This window comes from Streptomyces sp. NPDC043876 (assembly GCF_056435825.1).
On the sequence record NZ_JBWKDV010000010.1, the window covers coordinates 327,565 to 346,491 of the forward strand.

An 18,927-nucleotide genomic window follows, 5' to 3' on the forward strand; every position below is an offset into this window, starting at 1 on the left:
TCCACGTTCACAAGGTGATGGTCGCGGTGCGTGACTAGCGTGGAGAAGAGCCAGGACCCGTACTGCCTCAGGAGTACGGGTCAGCTCGGATAGCCCTCGTGCGGACACAGGGAGTTCACCCTCATGTCTCCAAGGAAGCAGTCACGGCCCAACGTGACGTCGATGAAGATGGTCGGCGCCCTGGTCTCCGCAGCCCGCGTAGCCAAGGGAATGACCCAGAGCGCCCTCGCCGCCAAACTGCATATCGACGTCGAGACCCTCGCCTCGATTGAGCAGGGCCGCCGCGTCCTGATGCCGGATGTTGCCAAGCGGATGGACCAAATCCTGGGACTGCCGGGTTTACTGACCGTCGCCGCCGACCGAATGCCTGACGTGGACGTGCTCCCGCCTTGGGTGGAGGAGTACTTCGCCCGGGAGGCCGAAGCAGTAGCACTCTCGTGGTACGAAGTCCTCCTCGTACCTGGCCTGCTGCAGACAGAGCAATACGCTCGCGCCCTGTTCAAGTCCCGTATCCCGTACACGGGCGAGGAGGTGATCGAGACGCAGACCGCCCGCCGTATCGGCCGCCAAACGGTCTTGGACCGCGCGATCCCGCCAACGCTGAGCTTCGTCATCTCGGAAGCCGCTCTGCGCGACCGCCTCGGCGGTGACGACGTCCACCGGGAACAGCTGCGCCACCTCCGGGCCTGCGCTGATCGACCGGCCGTCTCTCTCCAGGTGCTGCCCCTTGGTGGCACCACCCATGCGGGCCTGAGCGGCCCGTTCATCCTCTTGGAAACTCCGGAGTTCGAGCACTTCGCCTATTCGGAATCCCAGCGGGGCAGTTTTCTCATGAGCGACCCGAACGAGGTCAGCAACCTCGCCCAGAGGTATGCAATGCTGCGATCGCAAGCCCTCAACTGCACCGACACGAAAGCTTTGTTGGACCGGCTACTAGGAGAGCGATGAGCATCCCACTGAAGTGGTTCAAGTCCAGCTACAGCGGCGAGGAGGGCGCGCAGTGCCTGGAGGTCGCCCTCGCCTGGAGGAAGTCCTCCCACAGCAGCGACCAAGGCGACCAGTGCGTCGAAGTCGCACCCTGCACCGACACCGTCCACGTCCGGGACTCCAAGGTCACCGACGGCCCCACCCTCGCCGTCTCCCCCGCCGCCTGGGTCGGCCTCACCCGCTGGGTCGCTGCCTGAATTCCCAGCGCCACAGCTCGTCGGCCCGGCTATCGTGCTCAAACTCCGGCCCCAGCGGGCCCACCCGCTCGTACGCCTCCGGCGTGCGCGGGTCGTCCCGCAGCGCCAGCCCGTAGGCACCCTCCAGGCGCAGCAGCTGGTCCTCCTCGTCCAGCAGGGCCACCAGCGCCCGCTCGACCTCCTCCGCCCTGTGGTGCGGCCACGCCGCCAGGGCTCCGGCGGCGGCGAGCCGTACGGCGTGCTCGGGGTCGCCCAGCAGTCCGAGGAGAACTTCCCGGGTGGCAGCCGTCGACTCCCGCGCATGGCCGAGGACACCGGCCGCCGCACACCGCGTCCCCGCGTCCGGATCGCCCGCCAAGGCGTGCAGGGCCGTCCTGGACACGGGCGTCAGCGGGAAGCCGAGCCGGTGCAGGCAGTACGGCACCTCGCGGCGCACCCGTGCGTCCGGATGCGCCACATGGGGCAGGGCCGCCGCTTCGGTGTCCAGGTCCTCTTCGCCCGTGAAGACATCGAGGAGCGCGGCGAGCACGCCCGCGTCCGGTTCCCCCGCCGCCCAGGCCAAGAGCACGCGGCACTCCTCCTCGTAGGAGTCCGCGCCGACGTTCACGCACCAGCTCCGGGACGCCAAGTAGTCGATCACGAAACGGCGATGGTCGGGCGACGGGTGCGTCCGGAAGGCCAGCACCTCCTCCCAGCTCCGCACGAGGGGCCCCGACACCACCGCGGCCCGGGACTGCGCCCACACGGCGTGGCACACGTCCGGGTACCGGGCCGCCCGGTCGATGAGTTCCCCGAGCGGCGTCGCGATGCCGAACGCCCGCTCCAGCGCGGTCAACACGCCCGCGTGCCCGTCCCGGACCGTCGCCCCGCCGAAGGAGAGCTCCTCGATGTCGGTCCACTCCTCCTCGACGGCGCGCACCTCCACCGGCCCCCGCGCCCCCGTGAGCCGCCGCAGCTCCGCTTCCGCGCCCGCCTCCGACCACCGGCGGGCCGCCGCCAGCAGCCGGGCCCGCTCCGCCTCCGGCCACCGCGCCTGTGGATCGGCATGGAGCATCGCCGAGACCACCGCCGGGGAACCGCCCTCGACGGCCCGCAGCAGCGGGGTCGTCCCGTCCGGCAGCACCCGGCACGGGTCCGCCCCGGCCGCCACCAACTCCCCGGCCGCCTCGTGGTCGTACGCCGTCACCGCCGCGATCAGATCCCCCATGGCCCCGAACATGCCACGGGGCCCGGGCGCGCATCGCACCCGGGCCCCGGTAGGGGTCATTCCACGACCGGCAGGTCAGGTCGTACGACGCCGCCGCGCCCCCGGCCTGCGCTCGCTAGGCCGGCACACGGCCTCGCCGGCCTCCTTCGCCGCGTCGCGGCGAGCGGCCCCGTACTCGGCCAGGGCTTCCGCCAGCTTGGACACGCTCGGCTCGGGCGACAGGACGTCGACCCGCAGGCCGTGCTCCTCCGCCGTCTTCGCCGTCGCCGGGCCGATACAGGCGATGACCGTCACGTTGTGCGGCTTGCCCGCGATGCCGACCAGGTTGCGCACGGTCGAGGACGACGTGAAGAGCACCGCGTCGAAGCCGCCGCCCTTGATCGCCTCACGGGTGTCCGCCGGCGGCGGCGACGCGCGCACGGTCCGGTAGGCCGTGACGTCGTCGACCTCCCAGCCCAGCTCTATCAGCCCGGCCACCAGCGTCTCGGTCGCGATGTCGGCGCGCGGCAGGAAGACGCGGTCGATCGGGTCGAAGACCGGGTCGTACGGCGGCCAGTCCTCCAGCAGCCCGGCCGCGGACTGCTCGCCGCTCGGCACCAGGTCCGGCTTCACGCCGAACTCGACCAGCGCGGCCGCGGTCTGCTCGCCCACCGCGGCGACCTTGATCCCGGCGAAGGCGCGCGCGTCGAGCCCGTACTCCTCGAACTTCTCCCGCACCGCCTTCACCGCGTTGACGCTCGTGAAGGCGATCCACTCGTAGCGGCCCGTCACCAGGCCCTTGACCGCCCGCTCCATCTGCTGCGGGGTGCGCGGCGGCTCCACCGCGATGGTGGGCACCTCGTGCGGCACCGCGCCGTAGGAGCGCAGCTGGTCGGAGAGCGAAGCGGCCTGCTCCTTCGTCCGCGGCACGAGCACCCGCCAGCCGAACAGCGGCTTCGACTCGAACCAGGCCAGCTCCTCGCGCCGCGCGGCGGCGCCGTGCTCACCGACCACGGCTATGACCGGACGGCCGCCCTCGGGCGAGGGGAGCACCTTGCCCTGCTTGAACACCTGGGCGATGGTGCCCAGGGTCGCGGTCCAGGTCCGCTGGCGGGTCGTCGTACCGCCCACGGTCACGGTCAGCTCGGTGTCGGGCTTGCGCCCGGCGCTCACCAGCTCCGCGGCCGCGGCGGCGACGGTCTCCAGGGTCGCGGAGACCACCAGGATCCCGTCGCTGGCGCCGACCTCGCTCCAGCAGCGGGCCGAGGCGTTCTTCGCGTCGACGAAGCGCACGTCCGCGCCGGACCGGCCGCGCAGCGGCACCCCGGCGTAGGCGGGCACGCCCACCGCGTTGGCGACGCCCGGCACGACCTCGAAGGGGATCCCCTCGTTGGCGCAGGCCAGCATTTCCTCGGCGGCGGTCCCGTCGAGACCGGGGTCGCCGGTCACCGCACGGACGACCCGCTTGCCCGAGCGCGCGGCCTCCATGACAAGATTGGCCGCGTCCCGGATGACCGGTACACCGGCGGCTGCTGACTTCTCGTCAGCAACCGTCAGCTGAGGCGTGTCGACACCCGTGCGCGCATGCGTACGGACGACTTCCAGCACCTCCGGCTCCGCGATCAGCACATCGGCGGCCGCGAGGGCCTCGACCGCGCGCAGCGTCAGCAGTCCCGGGTCGCCCGGGCCGGCACCGAGGAAGGTGACCTGCCCGTGCGCGGGAACGGCCGCGAAGGCGGGGGTGGTGGGACGTGAGGGGTTCAAAGCGATCGCTCCCCCATCAGACCGGCCGCGCCCTTGGCCAGCATCTCGTCCGCGAGTTCGCGGCCGAGCGCCACTGCCTCTTCGTACGAGTGGGGGACGGGTCCGGTGGTGGACAGCTGCACCAGCGTCGCGCCGTCGAGCGTTCCGACGACACCCCGCAGGCGCATTTCGTTGACAGTCTGCCCGTCGGCCAGGAGGTCGGCGAGCGCGCCCACGGGGGCGCTGCAGCCGGCCTCCAGGGCGGCGAGCAGGGCACGCTCGGCGGTGACGGCGGCCCGCGTGTACGGGTCGTCCAGCTCACCGAGCGCGGCGATGAGGTCCGCGTTGGACGCGAGGCACTCGACCGCGAGGGCTCCCTGGCCGGGAGCGGGCAGCACGCTGTCGACCGACAGCAGCTCGGTCGCCTCGTCGCCGCGGCCGATCCGGTTGAGCCCGGCGGCGGCCAGCACCACGGCGTCCAGCTCGCCACCGCGCACGAACCCGATGCGGGTGTCGACGTTGCCCCGGATCGGGACCGTCTCGATCACCTTGCCGAGCGCGCGGGCGTAATGGTTCAGCTGGGCCATGCGGCGCGGCGAACCGGTACCGATCCGGGCGCCGTCGGGCAGCTGCGCGAAGGTCAGGCCGTCGCGCGCGACGAGCGCGTCGCGCGCGTCCTCGCGCTGCGGCATCGCGGCGATCACCAGCTCGTCGGGCTGCGTGGTCGGCAGGTCCTTGAGCGAGTGCACGGCGAAGTCGACCTCGCCGCGCAGCAGGGCGTCACGCAGGGCGGTGACGAACACACCGGTCCCGCCGATCTGCGCGAGCAGCTCCTTGGAGACGTCGCCGTAGGTGGTGATCTCCACCAGTTCGACGGGCCGGCCGGTGACGGCGCTGACCGCCTCGGCCACGTGTCCCGACTGGGACATGGCCAGTTTGCTGCGCCGTGTCCCAAGCCGGAGGGGCTGGTCGGGACGTGAGTTCATGATGCCCGTCCTGGGTCGTCGTTCTTCGGATCGGCCGCGTCAGCCCGGCTGACGGATGCCACCGTCTGCGGGTCGAGGTCGAAGAGTTCACGCAGCGCCTCGGCGTACCCGGCGCCGCCGGGCTCGCTCGCGAGCTGCTTGACGCGCACGGTCGGCGCGTGGAGGAGCTTGTCGACGACGCGGCGCACGGTCTGGGTCACTTCGGCCCGCTGCCGCTCGTCGAGATCGGGTACCCGGCCGTCGAGCCGCGCCACTTCCATGGCCACCACTTCGGCGGCCATCGCGCGCAGGGCGACGACGGTGGGGGTGATGCGCGCGGCGCGCTGGGCCGCCCCGAAGGCGGCCACCTCGTCCGCGACGATGGTGCGCACCGCGTCCACGTCGGCGGCCATCGGCGCGTCGGCGGAGGCTTCGGCGAGCGACTCGATGTCGACGAGGCGCACCCCGGGGATCCGGTGCACGGCGGCGTCGATGTCGCGGGGCATGGCCAGGTCGAGGAAGGCGAGCCGTACCTCGGCACCCGCGTCCAGGGCCCGGCCGGTCCGGCGCGGCTGCCGCTGCGCGGCGGCCTCGCCCTGGTCGGCCCAGGTCCCGTGCAGCTCCAGGGCGTTCGCGTCGACCCCGGTGAGCGCGGAGCGCCCGTCGGCGGCGAGCGCGTCGGCCCCGACGGGGCAGCCGTCCGCCTCGGTGACCGCGGCGGCGCTCAGGGTACGGGCGGCCCCGGCATCCGCCAGCCGCCGCCCCCCTTCGGCCGCGGCCACGAGCCGCGCCACGACCTCGGCGTCCCGCACGGACCCGACCCGCGCCTCGGCACCGAGCGCACGGTCCAGCCCGGGCCGGGCCACGTCCAGCCCCGCCGGAGCTTGGGGCGCGGGGTCGGGGGCGGAGCCCCGGGGTCCCGGCAGGGCGCCTGCGCCCCCGGTACCGGTACCGGCCTCGGCATCGCCCTTGGCCAGCGCGCCGGCCACGTCGTCCCCGGTCAGCACCAGCCCGGTGGCCCCGGTACAGGACACCACCACGTCGACTCGTGTCAGCTCACCGGCCACGTCACCCATCGGCACGACCCGCGCGGCAGCGCCCCCGGCGGACAGGATCTCCACCAGCCGCTCGGCCCGCGCAGCGGTACGGTTCGCGACGGCGATCTCCGCCACCCCCACCCGCGCGAGCGTCGCCGCGGCCAGCGAGGACATCGAACCGGCGCCGATCACCAGCGCCCGCTTGCCGCCGGCCCAGTCCACGACCGGCACCCGCCCGGCGAGCTGCTCCAGCCCGAAGGTGACGAGCGACTGCCCGGCCCGGTCGATCCCGGTCTCGGAGTGCGCCCGCTTGCCGACCCGCAGCGCCTGCTGGAAGAGGTCGTTGATCAGGCGCCCCGCGGTGTGGAGCTCCTGCCCCAGCGCGAGCGCGTCCTTGATCTGGCCGAGGATCTGGCCCTCGCCGACCACCATCGAGTCCAGCCCGCACGCCACCGAGAAGAGGTGGTGGACGGCCCGGTCCTCGTAGTGCACGTAGAGATAGGGAGTGAGCTCCTCCAGCGCGACACCGCTGTGCTGCGCGAGGAGCGTGGACAGCTCGGCGACACCGGCGTGGAACTTGTCCACGTCGGCGTACAGCTCGATGCGGTTGCACGTGGCGAGCACGGCCGCCTCGGTCGCCGGTTCGGCGGCCAGGGTGTCGTGCAGCAGCTTCGCCTTGGCATCGGTGGTGAGGGAGGCGCGTTCCAGCACGCTGACCGGCGCGCTGCGGTGGCTCAGCCCTACGACGAGCAGACTCATGCCGGCATCACCGCCGGTACGTCGCCCTCCGGGCCGTTCTTGCGCGCCGGGGCGGCGACGGCCGCGGCCGGGGCGCGGGTTGCGGCGGGCTGCGGCAGGGAGGGCGCGGGGACCGGGAGGTCCTCGTCCTCGCCGGCGGCGGCCGCGGCCGCCGCGGCGCCCTCGCCGGCCTTGCGCTGCTCGTGGAAGGCGAGGATCTGCAGCTCGATCGAGAGGTCGACCTTGCGCACGTCCACGCCGTCCGGCACCGACAGGACGGTCGGCGCGAAGTTCAGGATGGAGGTCACTCCGGCCGCGATCAGCCGCTCGCTGACCTGCTGGGCGGCGCCCGCGGGGGTCGCGATGACCCCGATGGAGACGCCGTTCTCCGAGATGATCTTCTCCAGCTCGTCGGTGTGCTGCACCGGCATGCCCGCGACCGGCTTCCCGGCCATGGCCGGGTCGGCGTCGATGAGCGCGGCCACGCGGAAGCCGCGCGAGGCGAAGCCGCCGTAGTTGGCGAGGGCCGCGCCGAGGTTGCCGATGCCGACGATGACGACGGGCCAGTCCTGGGTCAGCCCGAGCTCGCGGGAGATCTGGTAGACGAGGTACTCGACGTCGTAGCCCACGCCGCGGGTCCCGTAGGAACCGAGGTAGGAGAAGTCCTTGCGCAGCTTCGCGGAGTTCACTCCGGCGGCGGCCGCCAGCTCCTCGGAGGACACCGTGGGTACCGAGCGCTCGGAGAGCGCGGTGAGGGCGCGCAAGTACAGCGGAAGCCGGGCGACAGTGGCCTCGGGAATACCTCGGCTGCGGGTCGCCGGTCGGTGAGTTCGGCCAGTTGCCACGATGCTCCTGCGGGATGAGCGGGGCTGCAGGTGGCCTCGTGTCCCAGGACCACCCCGTCGGATGCAGGCTATGTCTTTGTGAACGCGTGCACAAAGATAGTGTCCAATTTGTCCGAGCAAAGTGACCGGGGTCACGCGCCCCGGCCACCTTGGCGCGGAACCATCGACGCGCCGAACCCGTTCAAATCCCGAAGGGGGCAAAACCGCACACATCCCTCATCGATACGCCCCCGAGACCCCACAAATCGCCCATGATGGTAACCGGCGGAAGGGTCAGGCCTCCAACGCCCGCCTGAGCCGGTCGGGGTTCACCCTCCAGAAGGTGTGCTGTTCGCCATCGATCAGGACCACCGGAATTTGCTCCCAGTACAAGCGGTGGAGCTCCTCGTCCTGTGAGATGTCCTTCTTCTCCCATTGCGCCCCCGTGCCGGCGCACACCGCCGCGACCACTTCCTGGGCCTCGTCACAGAGATGGCACCCGGGCTTGCCGATCAAGGTGACCATCCGCTCTGCCGGACTCTTCTTTTCCTTACGGCGCAGCAAAGGACTCATGCGCCCATTGTTCACCGGCCGGGAATCCGCCGGGTTCGGGGAGTTCCGAACACAGTGGCTATGCTCGCGTCATGTCCTCTCTGGGATGGCTCACCCCCCGTAGGCGCTCCGCCACCGCGCGGAGCGTGCTGGCAGGCGAGGCCTCGGCCGAAGCCGCCCGCAAGACCGCGCTGGCCGAGGATCCGGCCGCCATCGGCTTCTCCCTGGACTCCCTCGCGCCACAGGACACCGCACCTCCCGAGCCCGCCGAGCCCGAGTTCCCCGTCGCGGGCGACGAACTGGCCGCAGCCTTCTTCGACCTCGACAACACCGTCATGCAGGGCGCCGCGATCTTCCACTTCGGACGCGGCCTCTACAAGCGCGCGTTCTTCCGCCGGCGCGAGCTGGCCCGCTTCGCCTGGCAGCAGGCCTGGTTCCGGCTGGCCGGGGTCGAGGACCCCGAACACATGCAGGACGCCCGCGACAGCGCCCTGTCCATCGTGAAGGGCCACCGCGTCTGCGAGCTGATGTCGATCGGCGAGGAGATCTACGACGAGTACATGGCGGAGCGCATCTGGCCGGGCACCCGCGCCCTGGCCCAGGCCCACCTCGACGCGGGCCAGAAGGTGTGGCTCGTCACGGCCGCGCCCGTGGAGACCGCCACGATCATCGCGCGCCGGCTCGGCCTGACCGGAGCGCTGGGCACCGTCGCCGAATCCGTGGACGGCGTCTACACCGGGCGCCTGGTGGGCGAGCCGCTGCACGGCCCCGCCAAGGCCGAGGCCGTCCGGGCGCTGGCCACCGCCGAGGGGCTCGACCTCGCGCACTGCGCCGCCTACAGCGACTCGCACAACGACATCCCGATGCTGTCGCTGGTCGGACATCCCTATGCGATCAATCCCGATACGAAACTGCGCAAGCATGCCCGCGCCCACGACTGGCGGCTGCGCGACTATCGCACCGGCCGCAAGGCCGTGAAGGTCGGCGTCCCGGCCGCCGCGGGAGTCGGCGCGATCGCGGGCGGCGCGGCCGCCGCGATCGCCCTGCACCGGCGCCGCAAGTAGCGCTCGCGCGCCCACCACCGGCTTCCCGCCCGGAACCACCCGCCCCCGCGCCCGGCCCCCGGGCCCGCGACGGGCATTCCCCCTGCCTACCCGCGCCCCGGGCGCGGCATTCCGGCATGCCCGGATCGGTCGTGAGCGGCCTCGGAAGGCACCATTCCGCGTGCAGAAGTGATCAATAACCGATCACGTAGTGCGACTGAATATGCCCTCGACACGCAACGGAAGCGACGGAACCGGTGATTTGTGCAACTAGGTGTAGCGCTGCCTGTACGAAGCGTTATTCTCCTCAAACGCATGCCGCCGCCCATTCGTCGCCACGACGAGTGAACGGTCCCGCACTGCACGTGATGGAAGCTCTGCCTCTGGGAGTCCCGTGTACCCACCTGTCGGGGTTGACGCCTCGGGCCTGGCTACGCTGCGCGCAACGGTCATCGACCACCTGCGTGGCTTCGTCCCCACCGCGTACGCCGTCCCCGTTTTCGCCGCCTCGGTCCCCGCCGGCCTCGGCCCCGTAGGTCCTTGCTATGCCCTGACGGATGGCGGAGCGACCGTGGGCAGACGAGGCCGCGCGGGCGCCGGGTCCAGCGGCGGCACCAGCACGACCGCGCCCGCCGCGCGCCGTCCCACCGCGGACAGCGACAGCGCCCGGATGATGGACCTGGTCGAGCGCGCCCAGGCCGGCGAGGCCGATGCCTTCGGCCGCCTGTACGACCAGTACAGCGACACCGTCTACCGCTACATCTACTACCGCGTCGGCGGCAAGGCGACCGCGGAGGACCTCACCAGTGAGACCTTCCTGCGCGCGCTGCGCCGCATCTCCACCTTCACCTGGCAGGGCCGCGACTTCGGCGCCTGGCTCGTGACGATCGCGCGCAACCTCGTGGCGGACCACTTCAAGTCCAGCCGCTTCCGCCTGGAAGTCACGACCGGCGAGATGCTGGACGCCAACGAGGTGGAGCGCAGCCCCGAGGATTCCGTCCTGGAGTCCCTGTCCAACGCGGCGCTGCTGGAGGCCGTACGGAAGCTCAACCCCCAGCAGCAGGAGTGCGTGACCCTGCGCTTCCTGCAGGGCCTCTCGGTCGCCGAGACGGCCCGGGTGATGGGGAAGAACGAGGGCGCGATCAAGACCTTGCAGTACCGGGCGGTCCGGACCCTGGCCCGGCTCCTCCCGGACGACGCCCGCTGACCATGCCGCTGTGGTCCGATCATCCTTCGTCCGTAACCCAAGTGCCGCGTGGCTCGTTGTGCGGAATGCAGGCTCCCTGTGGACACGCCCTGCCGAAAGCCGATCACTCGAAAGGGTGGATGTGCTCAAGGAAGGCAACCTTCCGGACACCCCGGGGAGTCGATCGTCATGACGAGAGGAGGTGCCGCCAGTGATCGCGAACGTTTCTCCGCACCGGCGGGCGAACGCCTTCGCCCAGGCCCTGGAGGATCGGACCCCGTCCGAACCCTCGGAACCGGAGCCGGCGGCCGAGCAGTCCGAGGCACCTGCCGAACCTGCCGACTGCGACCGGTTGTTGGCCCTGGCGAGTGCGCTCGGCGAAATGCCACGCCCGCAGATGGACGCCGATGTCAAAGTGGTGCAACGAGCACAGCTCGTGGCAGCCATGGAGACCATGGTGATGGAGGAGAGGTCCGGGGGCGGTGCCGCCGCGGACCCTCAGGTGCCCGAACAGCGGACCGGTCGTGGCGCCCACCGGGCGACCTCGCTCCGGAAATTGCGGCCCCGCTCCCGCTGGTCCAAGGGCATCGCAGCGGGCGGCCTCACGGTCGGTGTGGCCGCGGGAGCCTTCAGCGGAGTGGCCGCTGCCAGCACCGACGCCCTGCCGGGTGATTCGCTGTACCCGGTGAAGCTGGGCATGGAGGACATCAAGCTGGGCATGGCCGACGACGATTCGGACCGGGGCGAGCTCTATCTCGACCAGGCCTCGAACCGGCTGGCGGAGGCCCGTCGCCTGATGGAGCGCGGCAGGTCGCCGGGTGCGCTGGACCACGAGGTGCTGGGCGAGATCCGCCGCGCCCTCGCGGGCATGAAACACGACGCGGAGGAAGGCCACCGCCTCCTCCAGTCCGCCCATGATCGGGACGGCTCGCTCGGCCCGATCCAGACCCTGTCGTCCTTCTCCCGCTCGCACCGCGACACCTGGGGCAGGCTCCGCGAGAAGCTCCCGGCCCAGCTCACGGACGTGGGCGAAGAAGTCACGTCGGTCTTCCAGGCCATAGACGATGACGTGCAGCCCTACCAGGGGCTGCTGCCGAAGCCTCCGGAGCAGACCCGGGGACCCGGCGCGTCCGGCACCCCGGCGAAGCCCGGCACCGGCGGCAAGCAGCACTCCACGCCGCCGCACCCGGGCACCGGCCCCTCCCGCGGCTCCTCGGGCCCCGCGCCGTCCCCCTCGGGCTCCCCGTCCGCGGGCTCCGGCGGTCTCATCGGCGGCCCCGACGGCCTGCTCGACCCGCCCCCGGCGGGCGGCAGCCATCTGCCGCCGGTGGCACCGGAGATCCCGCACCCGGAGATCACCCTGCCGCCCCTGCTCCCGGGCCTGCTCCCGGGCCTCGGCATCAAGGGCGAGGACGTGGACTGACGGCCGGACGCCGGCGGGGCCCAGCGGCCCCGCCGGCGTTCTCCGCGCAGAATGCCCGCGGTGAGCGATCAGAAGAAGACCGACCGCCGCTGCACCAGCAGCTTGTACAGCGTGTGCTGGATCTGCTCCCGCACCTGGTCCGTCAGGTTGAACATCAGCATCGGGTCCTCCGCCGCCTCCGGCGGATACCCGTCCGTGGCGATCGGTTCACCGAACTGGATCGTCCACTTCGTCGGCAGCGGCACCGCCCCCAGCGGTCCCAGCCAGGGGAACGTCGGAGTGATCGGGAAGTACGGGATCCCCAGCAGCCGCGCCAGCGTCTTGGCGTTGCCGATCATCGGGTAGATCTCCTCCGCCCCCACGATCGAGCACGGCACGATCGGCGTCCCCGCGCGCAGCGCCGTGGACACGAAGCCCCCGCGCCCGAACCGCTGCAGCTTGTAGCGGTCCTCGAAGGGCTTCCCTATGCCCTTGAAGCCCTCGGGCATCACCCCGACCAGCTCCCCCGCCTCCAGCAGCCGCTGCGCGTCCTCCGCGCACGCCAGGGTGTGCCCGGCCTTGCGCGCCAGCTCGTTGACCACCGGCAGCATGAACACCAGGTCCGCCGCCAGCAGCCGCAGGTGCCGCTGCGCCGGATGCTGGTCGTGCACCGCGACCTGGAGCATCAGGCCGTCCAGCGGCAGCGTCCCCGAGTGGTTGGCCACGATCAGCGCCCCACCCTCCTTCGGGATGTTCTCGATGCCCTTGACCTCGACCCGGAAGTACTTGTCGTACACGGGCCGCAGGACCGACATCAGGACCTGGTCGGTCAGCTCCTTGTCGTACCCGAAGTCGTCGACCTCGTAGTCACCGGTGACCCGGCGCCGCAGGAACGCCAGCCCGCCCGCCAGCCGCCGCTCCCAGCCGCTCGGCGCGGCCGGCTCCGGCGCGGCCGCGACGGCCGCGGCGGGCGCCGCCGCCCGCGGCTCCGAGGCGGCGGCAGCCGACCCCGCCCCGGCCCCCGGAGCGCCCCCGGCCCCGGCGTCGGACGCGGCGACCGACCGCACCCGCCGGGCCCGCCGGCGCGGACGGTCCTCGTCGAACGGAATGACCTTGGCGTCCGCCACTATCGCTGCACTCCCTCTTCGGCCGCGGATCCGGCTCCGGACCCGGCTCCTGCAACGGCAACGTCGACCTTCAGCGCGCCCGCCACCCGGTCCACGGCCCGCGCCGCCCGCTCCGGCGGCAGCAGCCCGTTCCCCCGGCTCCGCGCGAAGTCCGCGAAGGTCTCGGCGGTCGTGTACATCGGCTTGAATCCCAGCACCTCACGCATCTGGGAGGTCTCCACGACCCGCCCGTGCGTGAGCAGTCTGGTCTGTTCCGGCGTGAAGTCGGTGATCCCGACCGCCTTCAACGCGGAGCCCACCCAGGTGAGCGCGGGCAGCGGCAGCGGGACCGTGGGCCGCCCCAGCCGCCGCGAGCACTGGGACAGCAGCAGCACGCCGTCCCCCGCGATGTTGAAGGTCCCGCTGTTCAGGGTCCCGCGCCGGGGCTCGCCCGCCGCCAGCCCCAGGACGTCGAGCACGTCGTCCTCGTGGACGAACTGGAGCCTCGGGTCGTATCCCAGCACGGTCGGCATGACCGGCATCGAGAAGTACTCGGCGAGCGCCGAATCCGCGAAGGGCCCCAGGATGTTGGCGAAGCGCAGCACGCACACGGCCACGTCGGGCCGCCGGCGCGCGAAGCCCCGTACGTAGCCCTCGACCTCGACCGCGTCCTTCGCGAACCCCACGGCGGGCAGCGACTTGGGCTGGGTGGTCTCGCTGAAGACGGCCGGGTCCCGCGGCGCCGCCCCGTACACACCGGTACTGGACTTCACCACCAGGCGCCGCACCGTCGGGGACTTCTGGCAGGCCCCGAGGAGCTGCATCGTCCCGATGACGTTCGTTTCCTTCACGGCGCTTCCCGCGCCGCCCGCTCCCACACCGCCGCCCCCGGTCACCGCGAGGTGCACCACGGTGTCCACCGCGTACTCGGCCAGTACCCGCGCGATCGCCGACTGCCGGATGTCCGTACGGACGAACTCGGCCGATCCCAGCCGGTGCGGCGGTGTGCTCGCATCCACCGCGATCACCCGCCCGACCTCCGGGTCGCGCTGGATCCGGCGTACGAATCGGCCTCCCAGCTGCCGGGCTGCCCCGGTCACGAGCACGACCTTCCCCACTGCTCAGCGCCTCCCTCGTCGTACCCCGGCTGCACCACAGCCCCCCCACCAGGATGGTGGAGGGGCTGCGGAAAACACGTACAGCTGCCGTTTACTTCTTGTTACGGCGCTGCACGCGGGTGCGCTTGAGCAGCTTGCGGTGCTTCTTCTTGGCCATCCGCTTGCGCCGCTTCTTGATAACAGAGCCCACGACTACCCTCGCTCACTTCTCGGAACATCCCCGCGCTAGCGGGGATCGGTGCGGGGCGTCTGGGCCCACACGACCTACGTCGGCCTAGCCTACCCGCCAGAACTCTGAGCCCGTAATCCGCCTGCGGCCGAGGGTGGCCGGGAACCTCAGTCTCAGGCCGACTCCACCCCCACATAGGACTCTCGGAGGTACTCGTGGACCGCATTCTCGGGGACCCGGAAGGACCGGCCCACCCGGATCGCGGGCAGATGCCCGTTGTGCACCAGCCGGTACACGGTCATCTTCGACACTCGCATCACCGAGGCGACCTCCGCCACGGTCAGGAACTGAACCTCACTGAGAGGCCTCTCGCCAGCAGCCATGACACACCTTTGACCTTCCGCGCATGACGGGCACCGGCTTCCCCTCCGGTTACACCCCGTCGTCGCACGCTCACTCCCCAGAGTAGGGGCGGGTGATACGAGTGGGGAAGAGGAGCTACAGGCACCAGTCCCGGCCACACCTCAGCGCGTGAGCCCCGCGCGCCCCAGCACGTACCGGGTGAGCGGCCGGTAGTACTCCGCGGGCACGCCGTCATCAAGCGGAACCGCCACCGAGACGCTTCCCTCGGCCTCTCCGACGAACAGCGCCGGGTCGTCCGTATCGGCCAGCCCGATGGCCGGGAAACCGAGCTGACCTGCGCCGCAGACCCATCCGTGGTCCCCCACCACCAGTTCCGGAAGCGGCCGGCCCGCTTGTGCCAGCGCCCCCAGCGCGATCCGAACCGGCAGCGGCGAATGGGTGTGCGCCCCGGTGGCGCCCCCCGCCGCCCGCGCGCCGGGCTCCTGTACCAGCGCGACCCCCCGTACGTAGCCGAGCCGGTACGTACGTACGCCGAACCGCGTCACGATGTCCACCGCCACCCCCTGCGCCGGAGTGAGGACAGCACATCCCACCGACGACAACGCCCGCGCCACATCGGCGTAGAACCCCAGGAGCCGGTGCGGGTGACCGGTGCCGAACAGCACCGGAGCACGGGCCAGCGCGGCCTCCCGCAACCGCCGCGCGAAGGCGTCCAGCCCGGCCAGCGTCCGCTCCGGATCGATCACGTCCGGACCGCTGACGTGCGCGGGATCCGCCGAGACCCCGCACTTGTCGGCCATCAGCCGCAGCAGTTCGGGCTGCGCCCAGCCCCCGCGCGGGTCCAGCCCCAGCAGCACGCGCGGGTCCCGGGCCGCGAACAGCCGGTAGCTGCGCAGGCTCTCCTCGCGGGAGGTGGCGACGGGCCCGGCCAACCGGGCGGCCAGCAGATGCGCACGCAGGGCGCCGGTGCTCAACACCCTCCGATGCTGCCGCAGCGGACCCGACTGATCATCAATTACGGGAAACAGCAACCAAGTTGGCCTAATGTGGCGCTTGCGCAGCGCGCCGCACGCGCGGACCGCCGCTCAGGGCAGCATCCCGCGCAGCGGGAACACCGCCCGGCGCGTCGCCAGCACCGCCTGGTCGACGCGGTCCGCCGGGTCGTACCCGGCCTCCCACTCCCGCCACCCGGGCGTGCGCCCGTCCGTCATCCGGGCCGGTGCGGGCTGCCGCGTCCGCGCGTACACCTCGTCGCGCCACGCCGGCGGGACCACCGACGCGGGATCCAGCGGCCGGTGGGCGGCGATCGCCACCAGGTGCGTCCAGGACCGCGGCACGACGTCCACGATCGCGTAGCCACCGCCGCCCAGCGCGAGCCAGCGGCCGTCCGCGTGCGCGTGCGCCAGCTCGTGGCAGGCCTCCTGCACGGCCCGCTGCGCGTCCAGCGACACGGCGAGGTGGGCGAGGGGGTCCTCGAAGTGGGTGTCCGCGCCGTGCTGGGTGACCAGCACCTGCGGCCGGAAGTCCGCCAGCAGCTCGGGCACGGTGGCGTGGAAGGCCCGCAGCCAGCCCTCGTCCCCGGTCCCGGCGGGCAGCGCCACGTTGACGGCCGATCCCTCGGCGGCGGGCCCACCAGTCTCCTCCGGCCAGCCGGTCTGCGGGAACAGGGTCCGCGGATGTTCGTGCAGGGAGACCGTGAGCACCCGCGGGTCGTCCCAGAACGCCGCCTGGACGCCGTCCCCGTGGTGCACGTCCACGTCCACGTACGCGACGCGCTCGGCCCCCAGCTCCAGCAGCCGCGCGATCGCGAGGGCGGCGTCGTTGTAGACGCAGAACCCTGCGGCCGCCCCGGGCATCGCGTGGTGCAGCCCGCCCGCGAAGTTCACCGCGTGCGCCGCGTCCCCGCGCCAGAGCGCCTCCGCAGCGCCCACCGACTGCCCGGCGATCAGCGCGGAGGCCTCGTGCATCCCGCGGAAGGCCGGATCGTCCATGGTGCCCAGACCGTACGAGCCGTCGGCGGCCCCGGGATCGGCCGAGACCTCCCGCACCGCGGCGACGTACTCTTCGCGGTGGACCAGCCGCAGCGTCGAATCACCGGCCGCCTTCGCGGCCCGCACGTCCATCGCCCCGTCGAGCCCGAAGGCCCGCACCAGGCCCATGGTCAGCGCCAGGCGCACCGGATCCATCGGATGGCCGGGCCCGAAGTCATACTTCGTTACCGCCTCGTCCCACATCAACAACCCGCGGCCGCTCATGCCCGCCACCGTATCGGGCGCCCTCCGCGGCGAACGAGCGGGCGTAGAGGAGTGTCACCAGGACCAGCGCCATCGGTACGAGCATGGCCCCCCGATAGCTCCACGCGTCACCCAGCGCCCCCACCAGCGGCGCCCCGACGAGGAACCCCACGTAGTTGAAGATGTTGAGCCGCGCGATGGCCGTGTCCGAGGCCCCGGGGAACAGCCGGCCCGCCGCGGCGAAGGTCTGCGGCACGATCACGCACAGCCCGATCCCCAGCAGGGTGAACCCGAGCATCCCGACCCACGCACCGGGCGCGGCGGCCACCACCGCGAAACCGGCCGCCGCGACGAGCGTCCCGGCCCGTACGACGGCCACCGCGCCGAAACGCCGCACCCCGAGGTCACCGACGGCCCGCCCGATCAGGGTCGTCACCATGTAGACGTTGTAGGGGACGGTGGCGAGCTGCTCGGAGCTGTCCAGGACGTCCTGGAGGTACTTGGCGCTCCAGTTGGAGACCGTCGAATCCCCGATGTAGGCGCAGGCCATCACCAGGCAGAGCGGCAGCAGCAGCGTGAACCCGCCCGCCCCCAGCCCCTTCTCCGTGCCCTCCGCGCCCGGGAGGCCGGCTCCCTGGCCGTCGGCGGCGCGCCGGTCGACGTAGTACCGGCTGCCGATGAAGGCGAGCGGCAGCAGGATGACCACGGCCGGCAGGTAGCTGGTGAAGAGCGACAGGTGCCAGTGGGCCCCGGCCCAGGCGGCGGACGCGCCGACGATGCCGCCGAGGCTGTACGAGGCGTGGAAGCCCAGCATGATGCTGCGGCCGTACGTCTGCTGGAGGCTCACCCCGAGCATGTTCATCGAGGCGTCCAGCGCCCCCACCGCCAGCCCGAAGGCGCCCAGCGCCAGGGCGACGTGCCACATCCGCGTACCGGCCCCGGCGCCGAGGAGCGCGAGCAGGACCAGCGGCTGCGCCCACCGGAGCACGGTGCCGGGCGCGACCCGCTTCACCAGGTGCTCGGTCCCCACGCTCGCCACACCGGCGAGGACGGGGACGGCAGCGAGGAACGCGGGCAGGAGGCCGTCGGATATCCCGTACTGGTCCTGTATCGCGGGGATCCGGGTCACCAGGAGCGCGAAGGTGACGCCCTGTACGAAGAAGCTGAAGCCCAGGGACCCTCGTCCACGGCGCAGCCGCACGTCTGCTGTCATGGCGGCTCAGCGTAGGCCCGGGGGCTACCGGTGGGTAGAGCGATCACATATCGAGTTGGAGAAGCCCCGGCAGCTCCTTCATCTCCCCGAACAGGCCGGTGGCGCCGGCGAGCCGCTCGGCCGGCGTCATCGCGGTGAAGCCGAAGACGTCCATCCCCGCGGCCCGGGCGGCCCGGACGCCGAGCGGGCTGTCCTCGACGACGACGCAGCGCGCGGGGTCGGCGCCCATCCGTTCGGCGGCGTGCAGGAAGAGGTCCGGGGCGGGCTTGCCCTTGCCGACGTCCTCGGAGCTGAAGATCCACTCCTCCTCGAACCACTCGTCGAGGCCGGTGGTGCGGTGCCCGACCCGGATCCGCTCGTGGCTCCCGGAGGAGGCGAGGCAGTACGGGATGCCGCGAGCGGTGAGTTCCTCCAGGACGGCAGTGGCGCCCGGGACCGGCTGCAAGTCGCGCTCGAACGCGGCGAACACCCGCGCGTGCAGGGTGTCGTCGAAGTCGTCGGGCAGCCGCTCGCCCGTCCGCTCCAGGACGGTGTCGTGCACCCGGTGAACCGCGGCCCCCATGTAGTCCCGCAGCGATTCCTCGTACGAGGTGGGATGCCCCAGCTCGGTCAGGTACCCGGAGAGGATGGTGTTCGAGAGCGGCTCGCTGTCCACCAGCACGCCGTCGTTGTCGAAGATCACGAGGTCGTAGCTCATGTCCCGACCCTACGCATGTCCGGCCCGGAACGCAGAAAAGCCCCGCACCATAAGGTGCGGGGCTTTCCCACGATAATTGTTCGGCGGCGTCCTACTCTCCCACAGGGTCCCCCCTGCAGTACCATCGGCGCTGAAAGGCTTAGCTTCCGGGTTCGAAATGTAACCGG

The 18,927-nt window shown here is 72.0% G+C and carries 19 protein-coding genes and 1 rRNA gene; 5 read left to right on the top strand and 15 right to left on the bottom strand.

Features of this window, described 5'->3' with window-relative positions; genetic code table 11:
• The first annotated feature begins 162 nt into the window (after positions 1-162).
• On the top strand, positions 163-948 hold the full coding sequence (locus AC0693_RS29430; protein WP_478803325.1) for a helix-turn-helix domain-containing protein: 786 nt from the start codon (positions 163-165) through the stop codon (positions 946-948).
• Positions 945-1,184, top strand: a complete 240-nt coding sequence (locus tag AC0693_RS29435; RefSeq protein ID WP_478803326.1) for a DUF397 domain-containing protein — start codon at positions 945-947, stop codon at positions 1,182-1,184. Before AC0693_RS29430 ends, AC0693_RS29435 begins: the two co-directional genes overlap by 4 nt.
• Here AC0693_RS29435 and AC0693_RS29440 read toward each other — a convergent pair.
• The 6 genes from AC0693_RS29440 to AC0693_RS29465 form a co-directional block, all read right to left on the bottom strand.
• A complete protein-coding gene (locus AC0693_RS29440; protein WP_478803327.1) occupies positions 1,162-2,391 on the bottom strand; it encodes a HEAT repeat domain-containing protein in 1,230 nt (409 codons plus the stop codon). The genes AC0693_RS29435 and AC0693_RS29440 overlap by 23 nt on opposite strands.
• Positions 2,392-2,466: 75 nt before the next feature.
• The gene (locus AC0693_RS29445; protein WP_469318086.1) at positions 2,467-4,134 is read right to left on the bottom strand and encodes a bifunctional uroporphyrinogen-III C-methyltransferase/uroporphyrinogen-III synthase; all 1,668 of its coding nucleotides are present in this window, start codon (positions 4,132-4,134) and stop codon (positions 2,467-2,469) included.
• Entirely contained in the window at positions 4,131-5,099 is a 969-nt protein-coding gene (gene hemC, locus AC0693_RS29450) for a hydroxymethylbilane synthase (protein WP_478740372.1), read from the bottom strand. The genes AC0693_RS29445 and hemC overlap by 4 nt, the downstream gene beginning before the upstream one ends.
• On the bottom strand, positions 5,096-6,874 hold the full coding sequence (locus AC0693_RS29455; RefSeq protein ID WP_478803328.1) for a glutamyl-tRNA reductase: 1,779 nt from the start codon (positions 6,872-6,874) through the stop codon (positions 5,096-5,098). Before AC0693_RS29455 ends, hemC begins: the two co-directional genes overlap by 4 nt.
• Positions 6,871-7,698 carry a redox-sensing transcriptional repressor Rex gene (locus AC0693_RS29460; RefSeq protein WP_469318083.1) on the bottom strand — a complete coding sequence of 276 codons (828 nt, stop codon included), beginning with the start codon at positions 7,696-7,698 and terminating at the stop codon, positions 6,871-6,873. The genes AC0693_RS29455 and AC0693_RS29460 overlap by 4 nt, the downstream gene beginning before the upstream one ends.
• A 273-nt stretch (positions 7,699-7,971) precedes the next feature.
• Positions 7,972-8,250, bottom strand: coding sequence for a glutaredoxin family protein (locus AC0693_RS29465; protein WP_356416489.1), 279 nt, complete (start codon positions 8,248-8,250; stop codon positions 7,972-7,974).
• Between the two features lie 71 nt (positions 8,251-8,321).
• Here AC0693_RS29465 and AC0693_RS29470 point away from each other — a divergent pair, with 71 nt between their 5' ends.
• The 3 genes from AC0693_RS29470 (at position 8,322) to AC0693_RS29480 (ending at position 11,881) form a co-directional block, all read left to right on the top strand.
• The gene (locus AC0693_RS29470) at positions 8,322-9,293 is read left to right on the top strand and encodes an HAD family hydrolase (RefSeq protein WP_356416487.1); all 972 of its coding nucleotides are present in this window, start codon (positions 8,322-8,324) and stop codon (positions 9,291-9,293) included.
• A gap of 373 nt (positions 9,294-9,666) precedes the next feature.
• A complete protein-coding gene (locus AC0693_RS29475) occupies positions 9,667-10,479 on the top strand; it encodes an ECF subfamily RNA polymerase sigma factor, BldN family (protein ID WP_356416484.1) in 813 nt (270 codons plus the stop codon).
• Between the two features lie 190 nt (positions 10,480-10,669).
• Entirely contained in the window at positions 10,670-11,881 is a 1,212-nt protein-coding gene (locus AC0693_RS29480; protein ID WP_468471647.1) for a DUF5667 domain-containing protein, read from the top strand.
• A gap of 68 nt (positions 11,882-11,949) precedes the next feature.
• Here the strand turns inward: AC0693_RS29480 and AC0693_RS29485 are convergent, their stop codons facing one another.
• The 9 genes from AC0693_RS29485 to rrf all read right to left on the bottom strand — a co-directional run.
• The gene (locus tag AC0693_RS29485; protein WP_478803329.1) at positions 11,950-12,987 is read right to left on the bottom strand and encodes a lysophospholipid acyltransferase family protein; all 1,038 of its coding nucleotides are present in this window, start codon (positions 12,985-12,987) and stop codon (positions 11,950-11,952) included.
• Positions 12,987-14,084 carry an NAD-dependent epimerase/dehydratase family protein gene (locus tag AC0693_RS29490; RefSeq protein ID WP_469318081.1) on the bottom strand — a complete coding sequence of 366 codons (1,098 nt, stop codon included), beginning with the start codon at positions 14,082-14,084 and terminating at the stop codon, positions 12,987-12,989. The genes AC0693_RS29485 and AC0693_RS29490 overlap by 1 nt, the downstream gene beginning before the upstream one ends.
• A gap of 91 nt (positions 14,085-14,175) precedes the next feature.
• Positions 14,176-14,274 (bottom strand): 30S ribosomal protein bS22, encoded by a 99-nt coding sequence (locus tag AC0693_RS29495; RefSeq protein ID WP_003948845.1) that lies wholly within the window; start codon positions 14,272-14,274, stop codon positions 14,176-14,178.
• A 152-nt stretch (positions 14,275-14,426) separates the two neighbouring features.
• Positions 14,427-14,636: a helix-turn-helix domain-containing protein gene (locus AC0693_RS29500; RefSeq protein ID WP_008738568.1), complete on the bottom strand. Its 210-nt coding sequence runs from the start codon at positions 14,634-14,636 to the stop codon at positions 14,427-14,429.
• Positions 14,637-14,777: 141 nt separating this feature from the next.
• Positions 14,778-15,593, bottom strand: coding sequence for a phosphatase (locus tag AC0693_RS29505; RefSeq protein WP_469318080.1), 816 nt, complete (start codon positions 15,591-15,593; stop codon positions 14,778-14,780).
• Positions 15,594-15,701: 108 nt separating this feature from the next.
• Entirely contained in the window at positions 15,702-16,871 is a 1,170-nt protein-coding gene (locus AC0693_RS29510) for an acetoin utilization protein AcuC (RefSeq protein ID WP_478803330.1), read from the bottom strand.
• Positions 16,822-18,063: an MFS transporter gene (locus AC0693_RS29515; RefSeq protein ID WP_478803331.1), complete on the bottom strand. Its 1,242-nt coding sequence runs from the start codon at positions 18,061-18,063 to the stop codon at positions 16,822-16,824. The genes AC0693_RS29510 and AC0693_RS29515 overlap by 50 nt, the downstream gene beginning before the upstream one ends.
• A 43-nt stretch (positions 18,064-18,106) precedes the next feature.
• On the bottom strand, positions 18,107-18,760 hold the full coding sequence (locus AC0693_RS29520; RefSeq protein WP_469334359.1) for an HAD family hydrolase: 654 nt from the start codon (positions 18,758-18,760) through the stop codon (positions 18,107-18,109).
• Between the two features lie 78 nt (positions 18,761-18,838).
• Positions 18,839-18,927 (bottom strand): 5S ribosomal RNA (gene rrf / locus AC0693_RS29525); the annotation flags it as partial.